Below are 18,972 nucleotides of genomic sequence, written 5' to 3'. Positions count from 1 at the left end.
GTAATCGGTGCTAGCGAAGCGTGTTACTCCGGGTGACATGAGCCGCATTTTCGCGCTCCGCGCGCACTTACAGAGAGGCTTTAACGCCTTCCCAGGTCACGTCGGGCTCGTGACCCAGGAGCACGATTTCGCCTCTCCACTCAACTGGCGTTAGCCGCGACAATCGTTGCAGATTTGATCTTTCACGTTCCGCCCTGCGATCCGGGACCTGCATGCGTGCCCGGGGTCTCGGTGGCGAGGCGGAGGCATCGCGACGAGCGTCCATACGATCGATTAAGCATTTCTTCTAATTTCGCTCAGTAGTGGACGCTCGCTCCGCCTCGCGAACGAGCACCCGAATGGGTCGGGTGCTCGTAGCGAGGAGGACACGATGTCCAACATTTCTCTTGCCCAGAGAGTTCAAAAGCTGGTGACGCTTTGCGATCAGAGGGGCTTCCAAGACCTGGACGATCTTCTGTTGGCAGCTCTCCTGAAAGATGCGAGCCCGGCGATCTGCATGACGGAGGGGTGCAACAACACCACCGACATGGAGCCCGACCAGGACCAGGGCTTCTGCGAAGCGTGTGGTGGCAAGACGATCATCTCAGCACTTGTGCTCGCCGGCCTGATCTAGGGAGGCCGGCCATGCAAATCCGAAACTTCCACCACTGCGCAGAGTGCGGTCACGAGTGGACGCACGTGGGGTCCTCGCAGTGCGACGATGATTGCCCGCATTGCGGCTCCCGCCACATGTCCCCATACAAGAGCGAAGACGCGGAGGAAAGCATGACGAATAGGATCGCCCTCCTCAATGACGATTTCCGCCGCAACTTTCGCGGCGGCAAGATTATGATTGTGGATTCCAACGAAGCCGGCCATGCATTCCAATTCGAAGCCGGCCGGGTATTCCGATCTGAAGCCGGCCACCCGTGGCGTCGTTCGCATGGGTCAATTTCATGATGTCGTCGAGGGCTGGGAAGGTCAAGAGACCGGTTGATCTTGAGCGGGTTGCTTCTGCTTCCTGAGGCTCTCTCCTTTGAGTTCGATGCGGTAGGCATTGTGGACGAGGCGATCGAGGATCGCGTCGGCGATGGTGGGGTTTCCGATGATTTCGTACCAGCGATCGACGGGCAGCTGGCTGGTGACGATGATCGAACGGGCTTCGTATCGATCCTCGACGATTTCGAGCAAATCACGGCGCTGGTCGGCGTCGAGAGGTTCTGGTCCCCAGTCGTCCAGGATCAGCAGATCAAGTCGTGCGATCGCCCGCAGCATCCTGGTATAGCGTCCGTCGGCGCGTCCCAGTGCGAGAGCGGCGAACAGACGCGGGACGCGATGGTAGGCAACGGCGAAGTCGTCCCGGCAGGCCTTGTGGCCGAGGGCGCAAGCAAGCCAACTCTTGCCGACGCCGCATGGCCCAGTGACGAGGAGATTATGCCTCGCTCGGATCCAGTCGCCGGCGGCGAGTTTTAGAAAGAGCGTGCGGTCGAGCCCGCGGATGGCACGGTAGTCGACATCCTCGACGCAAGCGGCATGACGTAGCTTGGCGGCGCGAGCTCTGCTCTCAAACCGCTTTTGCTGTCGCTGCGTTTTCTCCTGTTCCAGGAGCAGGGCCAGCCATTCGGCATGTTCGAGGCTGCGTGCTTCGGGCTGGGCATCAAGCTCCTTGAAGCCTTTGGCCATGCCGTGGAGACCGAGATTTTGCAGCAGGTCGAGCGTGGGATGGGTCAGCATGCTGGATTTTCCTTTCAATGGAAGTAGCCGGGGCCGCGCAGATTGGGATGGTCGACGACGACGTCATCGGTGGGGCGAGCGCTGCGGTCGAGCTTGTTGGCGATGATCGAGGCGATGCTCTTGTAGGTCAGCGCGCGGACCGCAACCGCGCGGGCCGCGATCAACTCGGCGCGTTCCGGATCGAGATCCTTGAACAGCCGAAGCACACCCAGACAGGTCCGGAATCCTTGTTCGGGATGAGGCCGATTGGCCAGAATGGCGAGGACGAGACCCTCAGTGTTTAGCCCGATCGATCGTCCCCAGCGACGGAACCGCTCGGGAGTCCACTCGGCGTAACGCCGATGCGCGCTGGGCATGTGGTCGGGATCGGTGCCGTGCCGGCGGCCGCCGTAGCGGCGCTGGTGAGCCGCAACACGCGAACCCCGATGGAACAGCTCGATGGTCCGGGTGGTGGCGCGGACGTCGACCTGCTCCCGGATCAGGCCGTGTGGAACTGAGTAGAAGAAGCCGTCGATCTCGACATGATAATCGAGCGAGACGCGGGCCACGCGCCATTCCGCAAACTGATAATCGGCGTCCGGCAACGACGCCAGGACCGACATCTCGACCGTCTCGAACAATTGACGGCGACTGACACCGAGCCGGCGCATGATGTGCGCGTTGATCCGCTCCAGCGCAGCGGCAATGGCTGCGTTCGCCTCGGCCAACGAGAAGAAGGTCTGGCGACGAAGCCGCCCGAGGATATAGGTCTGGGCAAACCGAACCCCGGCCTCCACTTTTGCCTTATCCCGCGGCTTTCTTGGCCGTGCCGGAAGGACGCCAACGCCGTAATGGGACGCCATCATCCCGTAGCTGCGATTGATTTCAGGGTCGTAGAACGAAGCCCGGTGCACGCCGGACTTCAGATTGTCAGGGACGACGAGGCGCGGCACCCCGCCAAAGAACCGGAACATCCGGACATGGGCCTCGATCCAGTCCGGAAGTGTCTGCGTCCAGGTCGCCTCGGCGTAGGTGTAATTCGAGGCGCCAAGCACGGCGACGAAGATCTCCGCATCGCGTACAACCCCGGTTTCGCGATCAACGATCATGATCTTCTTGCCGGAGTAATCGACAAAGACCTTGTCGCCGGCCGGATGGTCCTGCCGCATCGTCGGAGACAGCCGCCGGTCGAATTCTCGGAATAAATCGCAGAACCGGCTGTAGCCATAACCTTCCGGGTGGACCGCCCGGTACTCCTCCCACAGCACCATCAGATTGACGCCAGGCCGCTTCAGCTCACAGGCCAGCGAGGCCCAATCCGGCTCCCGGCGCCGGCGAAAGCCGCGCCTGACGCCGGCATGGGCAAACAGACGTTGTTCAAGAACGGCGTCGGTCAGATCGCCCGCCAAAGGCCACGCCAGCCCGGCAGTCGAGGCACGCTTGAGGTTGTCCTGGATGGTGCTGCGCGCCACGCCGAGCGTGCGCCCAATCTCCCGGGCGCTCACCCCATCACGGGCAAGCCGCAGCATCTGTCGTATCTGTCGCATGGTCAGTTCTCTCTTGGCCGGCATCCGCTTCCCCACGTTGATCAACGCGGGACTTGATGCCTGAGGGACTGATCCAAACGAAAACGCCGACTTCCAAAAACCCGGCCGACTTCAAATCGGAATGCCGGCCGGTTTCATTTCGGAATCGTGGCCGGCTTCAAATCGGAACGATGGCCGGCTTCAAGTCGGAATACCCGGCCGGAATAAATCGGAATCCGCATTATGATGACGCCCGGCGTCGATGCGCTGCCGAACTGCGTGAAGGCCGAGGCGCTCGTTCAAGTGGCGAACTTCTCGGGATTCACTGAGAACGACGATCCGCATGACGAGCACGACTTCGGCAGCTTCAATCTGGTTGGCCGCCGGTTTCTTTGGAAGATCGACTACTACGACAAGGAGTGCGCATTCGGATCCGAGGACCCGGCCGATCCTGAAAAGACCACGCGGGTCCTCACCCTCATGCTTGCCGTAGAGTACTGATGCCGACCAATCGAAAGGATCTGGGTCTGCTGGAAGGTCAACAGAGGCGTGCAGCATTATCGCGAGACACTGCCTCATCCGCATCCCATCATGACGCAGTGGAAAACGCATCTAGCGGGTTGAGCGCCCGTTGCGGGGAATGTTGGTAGGCCCGACTTACCGCCTGATGCGGTAGAGCCCAACCAGCGCGGATCTTACTTGGACAATCTTTTTGTCCATCACCCTCGCTTATGCGAGGGTTTTTAAATACCAGGAAACCCCGGGCAGCGGTCAACCACTTTGAGCAGCAAAGGCGCCCGGGGATGAATGGTTCCGCTACGTATACACGGCCACCGGCCGTGATACGCTCGTCCCATGAGGATTCGGTCACTCAACCACAGTACGTATCAGCATCAATATCACGTAGTCTGGGGCACCAAGTATCGGAGAAAGGTTTTGAAGCCATACGTACGCACCGAACTCAGGAAGTCTCTCTACGCAACCGTGAAGAAATATCCGACGCTCTGGATCGTCAGCATGAACACTGATGATGATCATGTGCACCTTCAGATTGAGATAGCGCCCAACATCTGCGTGTCAGATGCCGTCGGGCAGCTCAAAAAAGAATCGAGCAGGCACCTCAGATCCAAATTCAAATTCATTCGCGAAATTTACATCGAAAAAGACGGCATCTGGAGCGTTGGATATTTCTCGTCCACCGTTGGTCTAAACGAAGCCCAAGTACGACGGTATATTGAATGGCAAGGAAAGAAGGATGTACCTCATAGTCGGCGCTTGTTTTGAATCCTCATGCCAACAAAGGGAAACCCCGGGCATCGCCCGGGGAGGAGGTCATTTCTTGCGCGAACGCGGGTGATCAGAACCCATATTGACTCCACATGATACACGCCCATCCCGGGTTAGCTAAGGAGAGGCGTACGGGGGAATGAAGACTGCACCCACCCGCGCGCCGCCGGAAGATCGGTCTGCTTGCGCGTTAAGAATCTCTTAACCATGACGGCCTAGCCTTTGGCGATCTGCGCACAATGCCCGGTAATGCCCCGCTGCTTCGCAAGCCAGCGGATGCGCTCAACCGAGCGCTTCAGGATGGGCCGCCGCTCAGCCCTCAACTGGCTTGGTGACGCGCCGCGTCAGTTCGGACAGGTCAATCGCGCTGCCGGGACGCCGGCGTACTGGCAGACGATGACGCAAATACAGCGTCAGGCTCAGCGGGGCGTCCGGCGACAGATATTCCACATCAGCGGCCGCCAGCCGCTTAGACGGGCCTCTGCGCCGCCTCGCTGCTCTCGCCACGACAATCAGGGACCGATCGCGTGCCGCGGGATCGACCAGATGAAGTCCGTCTGCAGCGCGAGCAACGACTGGTTGGGCTGGCCTGGATTATTCCAGAACCACTCCGGCAGCGGCGCGCCGTTCGGGCTGCAGGGCCGCTCCTGGCCGCCGGGACACACCGCCAGATTCGGCGGTGAGAGGAAGCCAGCCCTGGTCGTTCCGCGGCCGTTCGCATCGACTGCAGCACGGGAATGACATGTCATGCATGAAGATGTGTCCGCAAAGCCGGCCTCCGTGACCGAGTTGCCGAGCAGCGTCTTGAGCCCCGTCGCAGTCACGAAATCGGTCTGGCTGCCCTTGAGGCAGTAGTTCTCCCACAGCGCGGGCAGTCCGTGGTCCGCAAAGAGCTTCTTGAGCGCGGGCGTCTTGATGCAAGGGTCGTACTTCCCGCCGGGCGACGTGTGCGGCGCGACATCCTGAACCACGGCGCCAAATTTGTCGTGGCAGCCTATGAAGTCACAGCGTCCAATATTGTCCTTGTGCTCGAACGTGGCCCAGGTCCAATTCGGAATCTGCTTAGAGATGATGTGCATCGAAACGAGCGCGTAGCGCTTGTTATCTGAGGCCGTGTTGACGTGATACTCGGCCGGATTTCGATTCCCGACCGGAACCCAGTTGGCCTTCACCTCCATCGACTCGATCGGAAATGAAATCGGCTGTCCGCTGGCAAAGGCCACACGCAAACCGGCTTTCGTCTGCAGCTTGTTGCACGCGATGAAATCAAACGTCGTACGGTTACGGCGAGTTTCCTCGCTTGGCTCCTCCTCCGTACCGCCGGGGACGACGCGCGGCTGCAGTCCCGGCTGTCGCGGAGCCAGCGCGACCAGCGCCGGCACGTTCAGAATCTTCGGACTTGCAACCGGCGTTACCGCCGGCTGCTGCGGTAGCGCTGTGGTGAGTGTCGCGACCTGCGCTGGCGCGCAGTTGGGTGGCCCGGCGGAGCCCGGGAATTTCGGGGTTAGTTGGAATGTATCCTCGTTCGAAGCCCAGGTTTCGAACACCACGTTGTTGTTCACGCCCGGCACCGACTTGTTGACCATTGCGAACAGTTCCCATGACACCTTGTCGGGAGTGTTCAGCGCCGGATCGGGGTCAGGAGCCTGGGCGCGCCCAGCGCCAACGAGCGCAAATGTGACAAGAACTACTGATGTGATCCATTTCATCGTGTTGCTCCCATCGTCGTCGCAATCAAAGCTGTCGGTGGCGAGATAGTCTCCGTCTTCGTTTCTGGATACCAAGGAAGCTTGTGTGTTGAACGGTGTCTTCGACTCGATTTCGTCTACAAGTGCAGGCTCTCGAATGATGGCGCCGGCGCGCAAGTGGTGGCACGCTCCCCGCGTCCCGTCGTAACGAAATCCCGCGTCATTTCTAGAGCGGAGCACGGGCCTTCGAATCACTGTAGCTCCTCCGCTGTCCCCCTTGAGGGGGCAACTGCCGGACGCAAAGCCCGATAGACGGCCTTGGCAGCTTTCCGGACGCAAACTAACGCAAAGGCGCCAGGCGCACTCCACATCCATTTTGCTCTACGCTTGCGTTTGATAGCCCGAAACCTTCTGCGCGGCACCTACGAGAACTGGTCGGTCTCCGGCGGACCTACTGATCAGCGCACACCGTTGCTAGATCGAGTGGTCACCGTAGGTCCCTCGACTGATCCCCGCGCTTATGGGTGCGGCCTTAGAACTCGCTCCGTCCCCGCAAGGAACGGAGGAGAACTATTTAAAATAGACCACAATAACTCTCTGAGCGAGTTTCTCGAACACCTCAGTGTGCGCTCAAAGCAAACCTTTCTTTCATCGTTTGGCTGCAGACAACAGGCGGATTTTGCCGTCACCTAATTGCTTGTAGCTGCGGTATTTCAACGCGACGGATGCAGCCACTGCCAAAGTATGGGGTTTAGGCTGGGACCCCAAGCACCGGAAGGCGACGAAAGCCATAGCATCCGCTCTCATCTGTCCGCGACGATCGCCCAAATCGTGAAGGTCACAGCGAAGATTCCAACCCATGCGGTTATGGTGGGCTGCCCCACTTTGGGCTTTAGCTTTAAAAGTCGTCCAAGACCCCAGAGCGCCATGACGCTCCCTGATATCACGATCCACACAGCAAGGACCGCTTCTGGTCTAGCACCTCTGACGTTCACTCCCGAGATCCAGCATACGACGACCGCGACGATCGATATGATCCCCAACACCAGAGAAAACAACCCCGACCAGGTGCCGGCTTCAGCGTCGTTCGGCATGTCATTCCTCCTCTAGATGTGTTTCCTAGACTTAGTCACCCTCTGCGGTTGCGCTGACGCGCGCGAGAGGTTGCCCCCAACCGTTGCGCGCTTCATGCTGAATGCCAAGAACACGCGCATGAAGCCGACGGCGACCAGCGATGCGCCGACGATCAGTGTAAGCAGCACACCGATGAGCGCTGCTTTTTCAAATGTCAGGAAACGGGCGACGATGTAAGCGCCCCCAAAAGAGCACACAGCAAAAACTTGCCCCACGCCTTACCTGAAAGGCATTAATCACTTTGGCGACGCCGGCGATAATCATCATCACTGCAACTAATAGCACACTCGCCACGGTCGCGTGGCGCAACGCTGCTGAGCGCCACGAAGCCAGTGATTCAGATACAGTATCGCCGTGAGCGAACATCCAGCCCCACTCCGGTAGTGAGCGATGTCCGGCCCGGGTCGAAAATGGCGCTCCGAATTTGTCATGATGGCCCTCCGATGCGAAAGCCGCGCTGCATGGCGCACTTATGAGAGCTGGCTTGTCGCGACCTGCCGCGAGATCACTGGCCGAGCTTGTGCCCGCTCAGCGGGCCACGCCAAGGTGGACCTGCGCTCCGCACTCGCCGTCGACGCCCACAAGGTAGCTCGGTGACGATCCTGCCGAGACACTCCTCATGCGAAGACGCGGAGATTTTCATCCCACCCTCACTCTGGCAATGCCTCGTGTCGCGGTCAACTACCAGCTCAGGCACTTGATCGAAATGATAAACATCAGGACAAATTGACGCCAAGGAGTGCGTTTCGCTGAACACGCTCTCATCTCTAGCTTCAGGCTCGCGACTCACGCTGGTGGTTGGACCGGACAAGCCGAGCTGCTAGGAATTCCAGACCTATGCCACGACTTGACGAGGACACGTAAGTTGCCGGCGAGAGCTGCCATGTATTGACCCGTCACGTCGTTCGACCGAAACATTTCGTCCTCGGGTTGACCAGGCGAACGGAGCCTGATGCCCCTGCAATTCCATCGCGCTGGCGAAGACATGGAAATATGGAGTGCGAACAGCGACGGCTATTCGTTCGTGATCAGCTTCCAGAGCCCGACTGGTCGTGGCTTCCGCGGAAGGTCGGGCTACGTCGCCTCGTGGCGTCCGCTTGACCAGAGCCGTGGCTCGATCAGGATTCTCGGCTCGCCGCTCCAAAGCTTCGCTGAGGCCGAGAATGCGTGCAACAGTATGCTGAATTACCTTCGAGACGTGAACTGATCCCCACTCTTGAGAATATGGAGCCTTGCCAAATGCCTCAGTCGCGAGCGCCGCCCAGGATACTCGATCGAATCTCACCGCTCACTCATTATGCAAAAGGCGTTGGAGCATATGCTGGTAGCCGATGCAGACGAAGTTGATCTTTAGGAATGGCAGTCGGGATGATGGGTTGTGTACAATGAGCAGCAGACAGCTTAAGGATGAGTACGACGCCGAGGAAGCCGAGGCGATTGCCGCGGCACTTGACCTCACGCTCGATGAATTGAATCAAATCGAGTATACGATAAACGAGATCGCCAACGACGATGGGCTGGTTTACGCATACGGCGTAGAAATCAAAGAAGGAGCCCCGCAGTACATCCTCGACAAGCTTGCGCCGCTGCCCAGGCGGGGCAACTTAGTGCTGATTCATGTGCGGGGATACGCCCACGACGCAGATCAAGAGGAAATTGAAATAGAGATGGCCAGGACCACCGTTTACAAAGTAAAGCTCTACAACATCGCTACAGATGAAGTGGTTATCTCCCGGCGCATGGCCACCTACGACGGGGCAGCCAAGATGGGAGGGTGGCCGGTTGAAGGCACGGGTCATATAATTGACCTAGCCCGTCCTATTCGTGAGAGTGCGGCTTTTGGGCCCGATTGATGCGGCCGCACATCTTGTCTGACGAGGCGCACAGGATTGCCTTCGGCTTTTCGCCGCCTGACGACCGGTACTTTGCAACGCGCTTGAGGGATGGGTTGGGCGAACGGGGGCGGACGCCCCGCCGGTCAAGGACCGAGCGGCAGCAGCGCGCCGGGCAAGCCGCAGATCAGGTCGGCTTCGGGACATGCCGCGGCAAACGCAAGGCGAATGCGGCTCGTGGTCTCGACGACACGGGCGGCGATTTTCAAGAGCCGAAGACGCAGCGTCGCGAACTCGGCAGCGGCCAATTCCCGGACTTTGGGAATGGCGTCGCGCACGGTCAGCATCAGCCAATAAGCGGCCGTATGGAGCACGAGACGGACCTGGTTGGCGAGCGCCGAACGGCAGCTGGTGCGATCGGAGGCGAGCTGCGTCTTATGCAGCTTGATCAGATTCTCGGCTTGGCCGCGCGCGCAATACAGGCTGTCGTAGATCCACCCGGCCGAGCCGACATCGAGGCTGGTGACGACGAAGCGGATGTCGAGGCCGAGCATCGTCGCCTCAATACGGGCGACAGTGCGCCGTTCGCGATCCCAGGACTTTGCCTTGTGGCGCGTCTCGGTATAGCCACGCAGAACCGGCAGGTTCTCGATGGCGCGTCGCGTGCGGATGTCGTCGGCGACCTCGTCGACTTTTCTGGCGAGAGGCTTGGTGCCGGACAGACCGAAGATGTAGTCGATGCCGTTGGTCTCGCACCACGCCATTGCCTCCGGCCGGGCATAGTGCCCGTCGCCACGGAACGTAATTTGCGTGTTGTGCCATCGCGTGCGGATATGCCGTACCAGGCGGCGCAGATGGGCACGCACCTCGACGCCGCCCGGCGTCTTGCCGGGCCGCAGCACGACGGCCACGGGCCGGCTCTTCTCCGTGTCGTAGACGTGGATCGGCAGGAAGCAGCGTTCGTCATAATGAGCGTTGAACAGCGAGAGCTGCTGATGGCCGTGGACGACGTCGCAGGTATCATCGATGTCGAGCGTGACGGATGCCGGCTCGCGCGGGTAGCTATCCATCCATGCGTCGACCAAAGTGTAGGTCAGCCGGATCACGTCGCGCAGGCGCGGAGCATTCTCCAGCCGCGACAGCGTCGGCTGGGAACACAAATCCCGGCCCGTGTCCGGTAGGCGACCGCAGGCCAGTTTGAATGCCGGATCGGACCTCAGATGATCGAGGTCGTCGGCGTCCTCGTAGCCGCAGCAGATCGCGAACATGCGAGCGCGGAACATATCGACCAGGCTGTGCACGACCCGCGTCGGATCGCGCCGATCCGGGAACACCCGGGCCAGATTGTTGGCCAAACCGAGACGCCGCTCGGCCATCGCCAGAAGCATCACGCCCCCGTTCGAGGTTAGGCGCCCACCATCGAAGGCAGCTGTGACTTTCTTGGCGTGAACGGCTGGAAACGAGAAGGGCGGAATCGTATCGTCGGTCATGGCGGGCGTGGCGTTCGCGGTTGGAGGTGATGGGGTTGGCTTCGCAACCGAATCCTACGCCGCATCAGCGCTTTACCCCTCAGGCGCACTCTTACGAATAAGACGGGTTAAGTTGAAGAAAGATTGAGTGACTCCCGATCATTTCTGTGCCGAAACGTGGAGTCGCGGTCGTGCCGCGTCCAAAGAAACCGGCGCGAGCGGCCTATTAGACGCGGTAGGTGATCAGCCTCCGAAACGAGACTATCAAGCATGAAGAGATCGAGCGCGAGGCAGAGGTTTTATTTGTGTTGAATTCTTGCTTCTCGATAGTGGTCTGAAATCGTATCAGAGAGCTGGCCCCGGTTGTTTGGACAGCGCCCCGCTGGATTTAAGTGGATTCCTGCCGGGTTATGCTGAACGCGGGGCTTTACGGTTTTGTCGTTGCGTCGGGAGGGCGTAGCCCGACCAGAGCGACGACAAAACCGTCGGCGACGGTCATGCGGCCATCACCATAGCTTGCGTGCCGAAGTAAGCCTCGTCGGGCGTGCGCCCGTCAAGGCTCGAGTGAGGGCGTCCCTGATTGTAGAAGGCCAGATACTTGGCAATTGACGCTCGCGCCTCGGACACGCTGTCGTAGGCGCGGAGATATACTTCTTCGTATTTGACCGTGCGCCAGAGCCGCTCGACAAACACGTTGTCGCGCCAGGCGCCCTTGCCGTCCATGCTGATGGCGATCTTCGCGTCCAGCAGCACATCGGTGAACTCGAGGCTGGTGAACTGGCTGCCCTGATCCGTGTTGAAAATCTCGGGCCTGCCGTGCTTCGCCAACGCCTCCTGGACCGCTTCGACGCAGAAGGCCGCCTCCATTGTGATCGAGACGCGATGGGCCAGGACCCGTCGGCTGAACACATCGACGACCGCCGCGAGATAGACGAAGCCACGCCGCATCGGAATGTAGGTGATGTCCATTGCCCACGCATGGTCGGGCCGCTCGATCTTCAATCCGCGCAACAGGTACGGGTAGATCTTGTGACCCGGAGCCGGCTTGCTCGTGTTCGGGCGACGATAGACCGCCTCGATCCCCATGCGCTTCATCAGCGTCGCGATGTGGCGGCGACCGGCGTATACGCCCTCCCGCCGCAGCAACGATCGCAGCATACGCGCTCCCGCGAAGGGATAATCGAGATGCAGCTCATCGAGCCGACGCATCAAGGCAAGGTCCTCGGCCGAAACTGGCCGAGGTTCATAGTAGACCGTGCTGCGAGCCAGCTTCAGGACCTTCGCCTGGCGCACGATAGAAAGATCATGATCGCGGTCGATCATCGCTTTGCGCTCAGCAGGCCCGCCTTGGTGAGCGCGCCGGACAAAAAATCGTTTTCCAACGCCAGCTCGCCGATCTTGGCATGTAACGCCTTCAAATCGACCGGCGTCTCGGCCGATGTCTTGTCATGCCCAAACACGCCGGCGGCGCCTTCCAGGAGCTGGTTTTTCCAGATCGTGATCTGGTTCGGATGAACATCAAACAGTTGCGCCAGCTCCGCCAGTGTCTTGTCGCCTTTGACCGCAGCCAAAGCAACCTTCGCCTTGAATGCCGGAGAATGCGTCCGGCGGCTCTTCTTCGTCATCTTCGCTCCTGATTCGCAGCAAGAATCCTCGCCGCTGTCAGGCAGAAAATCCACTCAAGCTACTGTCCGAATTTGCGGGGCCAGCTCTGCGTCGCTGACGCGTGGCTCGATGAGGACATCCAGCCGCTGGCGCTGACGGAGCCCGAGATCGACGACGTGGTGGCGTTGATGGCGGCACTGACCAGTCCGCAATACAAGGACGCCGGCGACAAGGAGTATGCGCGACAGCTCGCACTATCCAAGGTGAACCGTCCGCAGCGCGATACGGCACGCGCCTTTGGTCCGAAGCCGCCACGGCCGAAGCCGCCGCTTTGAGCCATGGTTCACGCGCAGCGCTTGCTGACACTTACACCCGAAAATGCTTGCTCAGCTTCAGGCCCTGCGCCTGGTAGTTCGAGCCGATGCGCTGGCCGTACATGGCGTCGGGGCGAGCGAGCATCTTTTCATAGACGAGGCGGCCGACGATCTGGCCGTGCTCGAGGATGAACGGCACTTCGCGCGAGCGCACCTCAAGCACGGCGCGCGAGCCCTGCCCGCCAGCGCCGGCATAGCCGAAGCCGGGATCGAAAAATCCGGCATAGTGCACGCGGAACTCGCCCACCAAAGGATCGAACGGCACCATCTCCGCGGCGTAGTCGGGCGGCACCTGCACGGCTTCCTTGGAGGCGAGGATGTAGAACTCGCCGGGATCGAGGATCAGGCTGCCGTCGGGGCGGGCCGAGATCGGCTCCCAGAAGTCTTCGACCGCATAGCCGGAGCGGCGATCGACGTCGACGACGCCGGTGTGGCGCTTGGCGCGATAGCCGACGAAGCCGCTCGCCTTCTCGCCGGAGAGGTCGACAGAGACGGCGACGCCGCCGGAGAGGTCGGCATCGTCGATGTCAACGAGGCTCTCGGCGGCATGCAGCGCCTCGAGCTCGTCGGCATTGAGGATGGCATCACCGGTGCGGAAACGCACCTGCGACAGGCGCGAGCCCTCGCGCACCAGCACCGGAAAGGTCTTCGGGCTGATCTCGGCATAAAGCGGGCCATGATAGCCGGCGCCGATCATGTCGAAGCGGCGGGTGCCGTCGGCGATCACGCGGGTGAAGACGTCGAGCCGACCGGTCGAGCTCTTGGGGTTCGCTGCCGCGACGATTTCCGGCGGCAGCGCCAGGCTTTCCAGCAGCGGCACGATGTAGACGCAGTTGGTCTCCAGCACCGCGCCGTCGGCGAGGCTGAACTCGTGCAGCTTCAATTCATCGATGCGTTCGGCGACCGTGGCGCCGGGACCGGGCAGGAAGCTCGCGCGGACGCGATAGGCGATATCGCCGAGGCGCAGATCGAGGCTCGCCGGCTGGATCTGGCTTTCGACGAAGTCGTATTCGGGCAGGATGAGCCCCGCCTCCGCCATCGCCGCGATCATGCGGTCGGGCAGGATACCATTGGCGTCGGCGGCGACCGTGAACGTCAACCGGGGGTCCTCATCAGGGCGCTCCTGCATCCCGACATACGGGAAAAACAGCCTTTTACGGCTAGCCGATGGACGCCTTGACGGAAAGGGCATTGCGGAATATGAGCATCACTTATCCCGTGGTGATTTGAGCCGGCCGGCTTGCAGCCACGTTAAATAAGTCGCTAAACAGGCCGGGGACCTCTGTGATCCCGGCCAGTGGAGATATCCAGGCCGGTTTTTTTGTGACCGTTTGCGCATCGAATGGTCATGTCGGAGGGTCCTATGTCGAAGTCGCCTGCCAACTACCGTCCCGAAACCCGCCTGGTCCATTCCGGGACCCTGCGCTCGCAATTTGGCGAGACGTCGGAGGCGCTGTTCCTCACCCAAGGCTACGTCTACAACAGCGCCGAGGAGTGCGAGGCGCGGTTCAAGGGCGAGGATCCCGGCTTCATCTATTCGCGCTACTCCAACCCCACCATCGCGATGTTCGAGCGCCGCATGATCGAGCTCGAAGGCGCCGAAGCCGCCCGCTCGGCGGCAACGGGCATGGCCGCGGTGACGACCGCGATCCTCGCACCGCTCAAGGCCGGCGATCACGTCGTGGCTTCGCGCGCCCTGTTCGGCTCGTGCCTCTACGTCATCCAGGACCTGTTGCCGCGCTACGGCATCGAGACCACGCTGGTCGACGGGCTCGATCTCGACCAATGGCAGCGCGCGCTGAAGCCCAACACGAAAACATTCTTCCTGGAGAGCCCGACCAACCCGACCCTCGACGTGCTCGACATCCCCGGGATCGCCGAGATCGCGCACAAGGGCGGCGCGCGGCTCGTGGTCGACAACGTGTTCGCAACCCCGATCTGGCAGAGCCCGCTCGCGCTCGGCGCCGATGTCGTGGTCTATTCCGCGACCAAGCATATCGACGGCCAGGGCCGCTGCCTCGGCGGCATCATCCTGTCGTCGGAAGCCTTCATCGCCGAGCACATCCACAATTTCATGCGCCAGACCGGCCCCTCGATCTCGCCGTTCAATGCCTGGGTCCTGCTCAAGGGCCTGGAGACGCTGGCCGTGCGCGTGCGCGCGCAGACCGATACCGCAGCGCGCATCGCCGAGGTGCTGGCGAGCCATCCGAAGATCTCGCGGCTGGTCTATCCCGGCCGCGCCGATCATCCGCAGGCAGCTTTGGTGAAGAAGCAGATGCGCGGCGGCTCGACCCTGGTCGGCTTCGAGGTCAAGGGCGGCAAGCAGGCCGCGTTCCGCGTGCTCAACGAATTGAAGCTGGCGAAGATCTCGAACAATCTCGGCGACGCCAAGAGCCTCGTCACGCATCCGGCGACGACGACGCATCAGCGCCTGAAGCCGGAGGATCGTGCCGCGCTCGGCATCAGCGAAGGGTTCGTTCGCTTCTCCGCGGGGCTCGAGCATCCGGACGATCTGATCGAGGATCTGACGGCGGCGCTGGAGAAGGCGTGAAGGGGGAATGGCGAATAGTGAGTGGCGAATGGATCCCTATTCGCTACTCGCCATCCCCTGTTCTCTCTACATCGGCCGGTACGTCCGCACGTCCGCGGGCACGTTCACCCCGAGCTTGATCTGGCCGACGGAACGGATGATGTCGTCACCGAGCAGCTGAGCGAAGCAGGCATAGCCCCAATCGTTCATATGCAGGCCATCGGCGATCACGAAGCCCTCGACCGGAATGGCCTGCTTCTCATGCCAGTCGCGCATCACCTCGAAGCGCGGGAAGATTCCGACGTGACGGAGCTCGGCAACCTTGCTGAGCAGCTTCACCATCTTGCCTGCGCTCTCGGCGCGCTGGTTGACGGCCGGCGAATATTGCGGATCGACCAGCACGATGTCGGCGCCGCCCGCGGCCTGGATGCGGCTGATGCCGTCCTCCACCATCTTGGCGGTTTCTCCGGGATCGAGATTGCGCAGCACGGCGTTGGTGCCGACCTGCCAGATCACGAGATCCGGATGCATGTCGATCACCTGCGTCTGGAGGCGCTTCATCATCTCGGGGGCGTCCTCGCCGCCGACGCCGGCATTGATGACGCTGATGTCGGAGGTCGGATAGTGCCGGCGGAGCTGCGCGGCGAGACGATTGGGGTAATTGAACTCCGGCGAGCTCGCGCCGAATCCCTGAGTGGACGACGAGCCGAACGCGACGATGACGACGGGCAGGCCGGCGACGAGCTTGCCGGCAACGTGCGGCAGCGAGCCCATCGCCTTCGAACCGTCCTTCGGCGGCTGGCAGGGCACACGGTTGAAGATGTCGCTGGCGGATTTGGCGGCCTGCTTCACCTTGTCGATGGCGCGCGCCGTGATGCCGCGCTGCTCGGGCGACGTCGCAGCGACGGTGGTCTGGGAGGGCGAAGCGGAAGCGGGGTCAGCCGACTGCGCGGGGGCGGGTGTCGCCTGTGCGGGTGCGGTCTGGGCATGCGATTGCGAGGCCGGCGTCAGCAACAACAGCGCTGCGGCTGCAGGCCCGGCCAGCCATGTCGTCAGGCAAAAAGGGCGGAGAGAACTCATTAACGCTAGACCTCAATTTTGCTGCTGGGCCGGCTCGAGACGGGCTGCGTCGAACACGAACTGTGCCAACGCCCGGCCAAGGCAATCATGGACCTGTTTCGCCAGTTCGGGCCCGCGGGACGGGCTGAACAGGTCGAACTGACCCTGATCATTCCACTGCCGCATGATCGCGAAACGATCGAACAGCGGGATACCGTGCTCCTGCGCCACCACCCGCATATTATCGAGAAAAGGCTGCGCCGAGATCATGGTTTCAGTGCGTGGACTATACTGCAGATTCATCAAGACGACGTCAGCCCCCGCATTTTGCAACGCAGCAACCCCTTCGGTGACGGCACTGCGAAACTCGTCGGGATCGCTGGCGCGGATAGCGTCCACGGTCCCGGTCTGCCAGATGACCAACGTAGGCGTTTTTGCTTCCATCAGCTTAACGAAAGTGGAGGCGGTCTCCTCTGCCGTTTTCTTGCTCTGTATTTCTACGGAGACATGCACCACCTCCGGCGGCGGCAGCTTCTCCTTGAGGATCGCCTCCATGCGCGCCGGGTATGAGCTGTTCTCCGAAGATGGAATGGTCGTCGAGCGGCTGCCGATGACCAGGATCTCGAGCGGCTTGCCGGCCTTGACGGCGGCGGCGACCTTCGGCAGCGAGCTTTCGCTGGTCAGCAGATAGGCAGGCAATTCGCAGGAAGCGGGCGCGGGGGAAGCCGTGGGCGCAGCATCGCCCGCACGCGCCACAGGCGCGGCGACGCATAGCAGGATCAGGCTCAGGAGAACCTTCGCCTTCATCAGCCCCCTCCCGCCAGATCGGCGTTGCCGACGGCGTTTTTGGTCTTCGCACCGCTCTTGTCAGCCACGCGCTTGTACCACGAAATGACCCAGGCCACCCCCCACATGATCAGCACTCCGGAGAGACTAATCAAGGCATGCATGGCTGCGCCGCCGGAGACTTCGGGCCAGGATGAAGTGGCCGGCGAAAGCAAGGAAGACGCCGAGACAGAATATCTCGAGGGAATGCTGGCCGCACAGGATCAGCGGCCGCAGCCAGGGCGACTTCAGGCCCGGCCAGTCCCGCGGCAGGAAGCGCACCGTGAGCGCGGCCAGCGCCAGGAAATGCGTGAAGCGCAGCACGTCGAGATCGGTCTTGTTGATCGGATACATCCATTGCTCGATCAGCTTCGGCATGAACTGGGAGAGCTGCGGCACATACCAGGTCAGCGTCACGTAGAACGACGCGACGAGATAGGCGATCGCCAGCCACATCGTGACGCGTGACGACAGAATACGCGACATGCGGCGCGCACCTCCGAGCGCACACCATGCACCGAACACGAACAGCAATTGCCACGCAAAGGGATTGAAGGCCCAGAAGCCGTTCGGATAGGCCGACAGATATAGGTCGTACTCCCAGGTGACCGCGTAGAGTAGGACCGAAAGGCCGAGGGTGACGTCGGGTCGCCATTTCATCGACCACAGGATCAGGGGCAGCGCCAGCATCAGCACGATGTAGAGCGGCAGCACGTCCATGTTGACGGGACGGAAGCGCAGGAGCAGCGCCTGCACGATGGTGACGTCCGGCTGCTTGAGGAAGTCCATGATGCCCATCTCTTCGGTGTAGAGCGGGTTCTCGAATCTGGTCGCTACATAGGAGATTTCGGCAAGGAAGATCGTGAACAGGAAGACGTGGGCGACGTAGATCTGCCAGACCCGGCGCAGGATGCGCGCGGTGGCGATGACGACGCCGCTCTCCAGCATCGCCCGGCCGTAGACGAAGGCGGCCGTGTAGCCGGAGATGAAGATGAAGATCTCCGTAGCGTCGCTGAAGCCGTAATTGCGGATCGTGAACCAGGTCAGCAGACTCGGCGGCAGGTGGTCGATGAAGATCAGCCACAGCGCGAGCCCGCGGAACAGATCGAGCCGGAGCTCGCGCTCGCCGATGGCGGGCAACGTGATGGCCGGCGCGGCGGCGCGCGGCTTGGTCCCTGCGGGTCTGGCCTCCGCGGTCCCCGCGATCGTCGATCCCGTCACTTGGTCGGCAATGGTCATCGGGGGCCTAAGAACCCTTCCGCAAAACGCGACGTTGAAAGAATGTAAGGGTCCCGCCGTCGTCTCGCAAAGCGGCCCGGATCATATAAGGGAATCTCCCTTTGGGGTGTCCTTCCCTTCGAATTCTGGCGGGACGATGTCGCCAAAGCCGTCTGTGGCGTTTGGTTCCCGGGACGGATTTGGCTATTATAGCAACCATGTACCGCGCCGTGACCCGCCAGATTGAAGTGACCGTCGAGCCGAACTTTGTTCCGGAGCAGTCGTCGGCCGACCGCTCGCGCTATTTCTGGGCCTATACCATCGTCATCATCAATTCGGGCGAGGAGACCGTGCAGCTCAAGACGCGGCACTGGATCATTACCGATGCCTCGGGCCGCCAGCAGGAGGTGAAGGGCGAGGGGGTGGTCGGCGAGCAGCCGATCCTGGCGCCCGGCGAGCGCTTCGAATACACCTCCGGCGTGCCGCTCTCGACCGCCTCGGGCTTCATGACCGGCCGCTACCAGATGGTCAGCGAAACTGGCGAGCGCTTCGAGATCGACGTGCCGACGTTCTCGCTCGACAGTCCCGACAACAAGCGGGTGTTGAACTAAAGCATGATCCGGAAAAGTGCACAGCGGTTTTCCGAAAAGATCATGCTGAAACAACAACCTGAAGCGCGATGACGATTCATCCTAATCGCATCGCGCTTTAGCGCGGTGTCGTAGGGCGGGCA

General features: G+C 61.3%; 18 protein-coding genes, 1 pseudogene and 1 riboswitch. Of the genes and pseudogenes, 8 read left to right on the top strand and 11 right to left on the bottom strand.

Going from position 1 to position 18,972, the window contains the following annotated elements; all coding sequences use genetic code 11:
• The first annotated feature begins 370 nt into the window (after positions 1-370).
• Positions 371-613, top strand: a complete 243-nt coding sequence (locus ABIF91_RS18570; protein WP_028182102.1) for a hypothetical protein — start codon at positions 371-373, stop codon at positions 611-613.
• 152 nt (positions 614-765) lie between these two features.
• Complete coding sequence (locus tag ABIF91_RS18565) at positions 766-939, top strand: hypothetical protein (RefSeq protein ID WP_155252132.1); 174 nt, start codon at positions 766-768, stop codon at positions 937-939.
• A 21-nt stretch (positions 940-960) separates the two neighbouring features.
• On the opposite strand, the gene istB is transcribed toward ABIF91_RS18565, so the two are convergent.
• Together istB and istA are read right to left on the bottom strand one after the other, a co-directional pair.
• Complete coding sequence (gene istB, locus ABIF91_RS18560; RefSeq protein WP_038943657.1) at positions 961-1,713, bottom strand: IS21-like element helper ATPase IstB; 753 nt, start codon at positions 1,711-1,713, stop codon at positions 961-963.
• Between the two features lie 14 nt (positions 1,714-1,727).
• Positions 1,728-3,263: an IS21 family transposase gene (istA, locus tag ABIF91_RS18555; RefSeq protein WP_424578659.1), complete on the bottom strand. Its 1,536-nt coding sequence runs from the start codon at positions 3,261-3,263 to the stop codon at positions 1,728-1,730.
• A gap of 198 nt (positions 3,264-3,461) precedes the next feature.
• On the opposite strand from istA, the gene ABIF91_RS18550 reads away from it, so the two are divergent.
• The gene (locus ABIF91_RS18550; protein WP_080660122.1) at positions 3,462-3,719 is read left to right on the top strand and encodes a DUF3768 domain-containing protein; all 258 of its coding nucleotides are present in this window, start codon (positions 3,462-3,464) and stop codon (positions 3,717-3,719) included.
• Positions 3,720-4,073: 354 nt separating this feature from the next.
• The gene (tnpA, locus tag ABIF91_RS18545) at positions 4,074-4,502 is read left to right on the top strand and encodes an IS200/IS605 family transposase (protein WP_028182237.1); all 429 of its coding nucleotides are present in this window, start codon (positions 4,074-4,076) and stop codon (positions 4,500-4,502) included.
• Positions 4,503-4,817: 315 nt separating this feature from the next.
• Here tnpA and ABIF91_RS18540 read toward each other — a convergent pair whose 3' ends face one another.
• From ABIF91_RS18540 to ABIF91_RS18530, 3 genes are all read right to left on the bottom strand, one after another.
• Positions 4,818-4,955 carry a hypothetical protein gene (locus ABIF91_RS18540; RefSeq protein WP_424579298.1) on the bottom strand — a complete coding sequence of 46 codons (138 nt, stop codon included), beginning with the start codon at positions 4,953-4,955 and terminating at the stop codon, positions 4,818-4,820.
• Positions 4,956-5,017: 62 nt separating this feature from the next.
• Positions 5,018-6,370, bottom strand: a complete 1,353-nt coding sequence (locus tag ABIF91_RS18535) for a hypothetical protein (RefSeq protein WP_245285589.1) — start codon at positions 6,368-6,370, stop codon at positions 5,018-5,020.
• Between the two features lie 626 nt (positions 6,371-6,996).
• Complete coding sequence (locus tag ABIF91_RS18530; protein ID WP_284277959.1) at positions 6,997-7,287, bottom strand: hypothetical protein; 291 nt, start codon at positions 7,285-7,287, stop codon at positions 6,997-6,999.
• Positions 7,288-8,712: 1,425 nt separating this feature from the next.
• Here ABIF91_RS18530 and ABIF91_RS18525 point away from each other — a divergent pair.
• Complete coding sequence (locus tag ABIF91_RS18525; protein ID WP_028182399.1) at positions 8,713-9,180, top strand: hypothetical protein; 468 nt, start codon at positions 8,713-8,715, stop codon at positions 9,178-9,180.
• 125 nt (positions 9,181-9,305) lie between these two features.
• Here the strand turns inward: ABIF91_RS18525 and ABIF91_RS18520 are convergent, their stop codons facing one another.
• Together ABIF91_RS18520 and ABIF91_RS18515 are read right to left on the bottom strand one after the other, a co-directional pair.
• Positions 9,306-10,649 carry an IS1380 family transposase gene (locus tag ABIF91_RS18520; protein WP_424579297.1) on the bottom strand — a complete coding sequence of 448 codons (1,344 nt, stop codon included), beginning with the start codon at positions 10,647-10,649 and terminating at the stop codon, positions 9,306-9,308.
• Positions 10,650-11,123: 474 nt separating this feature from the next.
• A protein-coding gene (locus ABIF91_RS18515; protein ID WP_129557670.1) for an IS3-like element ISRj2 family transposase occupies positions 11,124-12,253 on the bottom strand; the annotation gives its coding sequence in 2 pieces (ribosomal slippage) (positions 11,124-12,001 and positions 12,001-12,253; 1,131 coding nt in all).
• A gap of 72 nt (positions 12,254-12,325) precedes the next feature.
• On the opposite strand from ABIF91_RS18515, the gene ABIF91_RS18510 reads away from it, so the two are divergent.
• Positions 12,326-12,568: a hypothetical protein gene (locus ABIF91_RS18510; protein ID WP_028179008.1), complete on the top strand. Its 243-nt coding sequence runs from the start codon at positions 12,326-12,328 to the stop codon at positions 12,566-12,568.
• 31 nt (positions 12,569-12,599) lie between these two features.
• On the opposite strand, the gene ABIF91_RS18505 is transcribed toward ABIF91_RS18510, so the two are convergent.
• Positions 12,600-13,736, bottom strand: a complete 1,137-nt coding sequence (locus tag ABIF91_RS18505) for a 2'-deoxycytidine 5'-triphosphate deaminase (protein WP_085966258.1) — start codon at positions 13,734-13,736, stop codon at positions 12,600-12,602.
• 79 nt (positions 13,737-13,815) lie between these two features.
• Positions 13,816-13,895: riboswitch (SAM riboswitch) on the top strand.
• Between the two features lie 75 nt (positions 13,896-13,970).
• On the opposite strand from ABIF91_RS18505, the gene ABIF91_RS18500 reads away from it, so the two are divergent.
• Positions 13,971-15,158: an O-succinylhomoserine sulfhydrylase gene (locus ABIF91_RS18500; protein ID WP_028179010.1), complete on the top strand. Its 1,188-nt coding sequence runs from the start codon at positions 13,971-13,973 to the stop codon at positions 15,156-15,158.
• A 66-nt stretch (positions 15,159-15,224) separates the two neighbouring features.
• Here the strand turns inward: ABIF91_RS18500 and ABIF91_RS18495 are convergent, their stop codons facing one another.
• The 3 genes and pseudogenes from ABIF91_RS18495 to ABIF91_RS18485 all read right to left on the bottom strand — a co-directional run bounded on the left by ABIF91_RS18495 (position 15,225) and on the right by ABIF91_RS18485 (position 18,260).
• Positions 15,225-16,217, bottom strand: a complete 993-nt coding sequence (locus ABIF91_RS18495; protein ID WP_028179011.1) for an SGNH/GDSL hydrolase family protein — start codon at positions 16,215-16,217, stop codon at positions 15,225-15,227.
• A 12-nt stretch (positions 16,218-16,229) separates the two neighbouring features.
• Positions 16,230-17,003 carry an SGNH/GDSL hydrolase family protein gene (locus ABIF91_RS18490; protein ID WP_028179012.1) on the bottom strand — a complete coding sequence of 258 codons (774 nt, stop codon included), beginning with the start codon at positions 17,001-17,003 and terminating at the stop codon, positions 16,230-16,232.
• Positions 17,003-18,260 (bottom strand): annotated as a pseudogene (locus ABIF91_RS18485) (OpgC domain-containing protein). Before ABIF91_RS18485 ends, ABIF91_RS18490 begins: the two are co-directional and overlap by 1 nt.
• A gap of 197 nt (positions 18,261-18,457) precedes the next feature.
• Between ABIF91_RS18485 and apaG the strand changes: the two are divergent.
• Entirely contained in the window at positions 18,458-18,850 is a 393-nt protein-coding gene (gene apaG / locus ABIF91_RS18480; RefSeq protein WP_028179014.1) for a Co2+/Mg2+ efflux protein ApaG, read from the top strand.
• Positions 18,851-18,972 lie beyond the last annotated feature (122 nt).

The sequence above is a fragment of the Bradyrhizobium sp. USDA 241 genome (genome assembly GCF_049739505.1).
Lineage (GTDB): Bacteria > Pseudomonadota > Alphaproteobacteria > Rhizobiales > Xanthobacteraceae > Bradyrhizobium > Bradyrhizobium liaoningense.
Note: the sequence above shows the minus strand (reverse complement) of the source record. Positions and strands in the feature narration are given on the sequence as shown.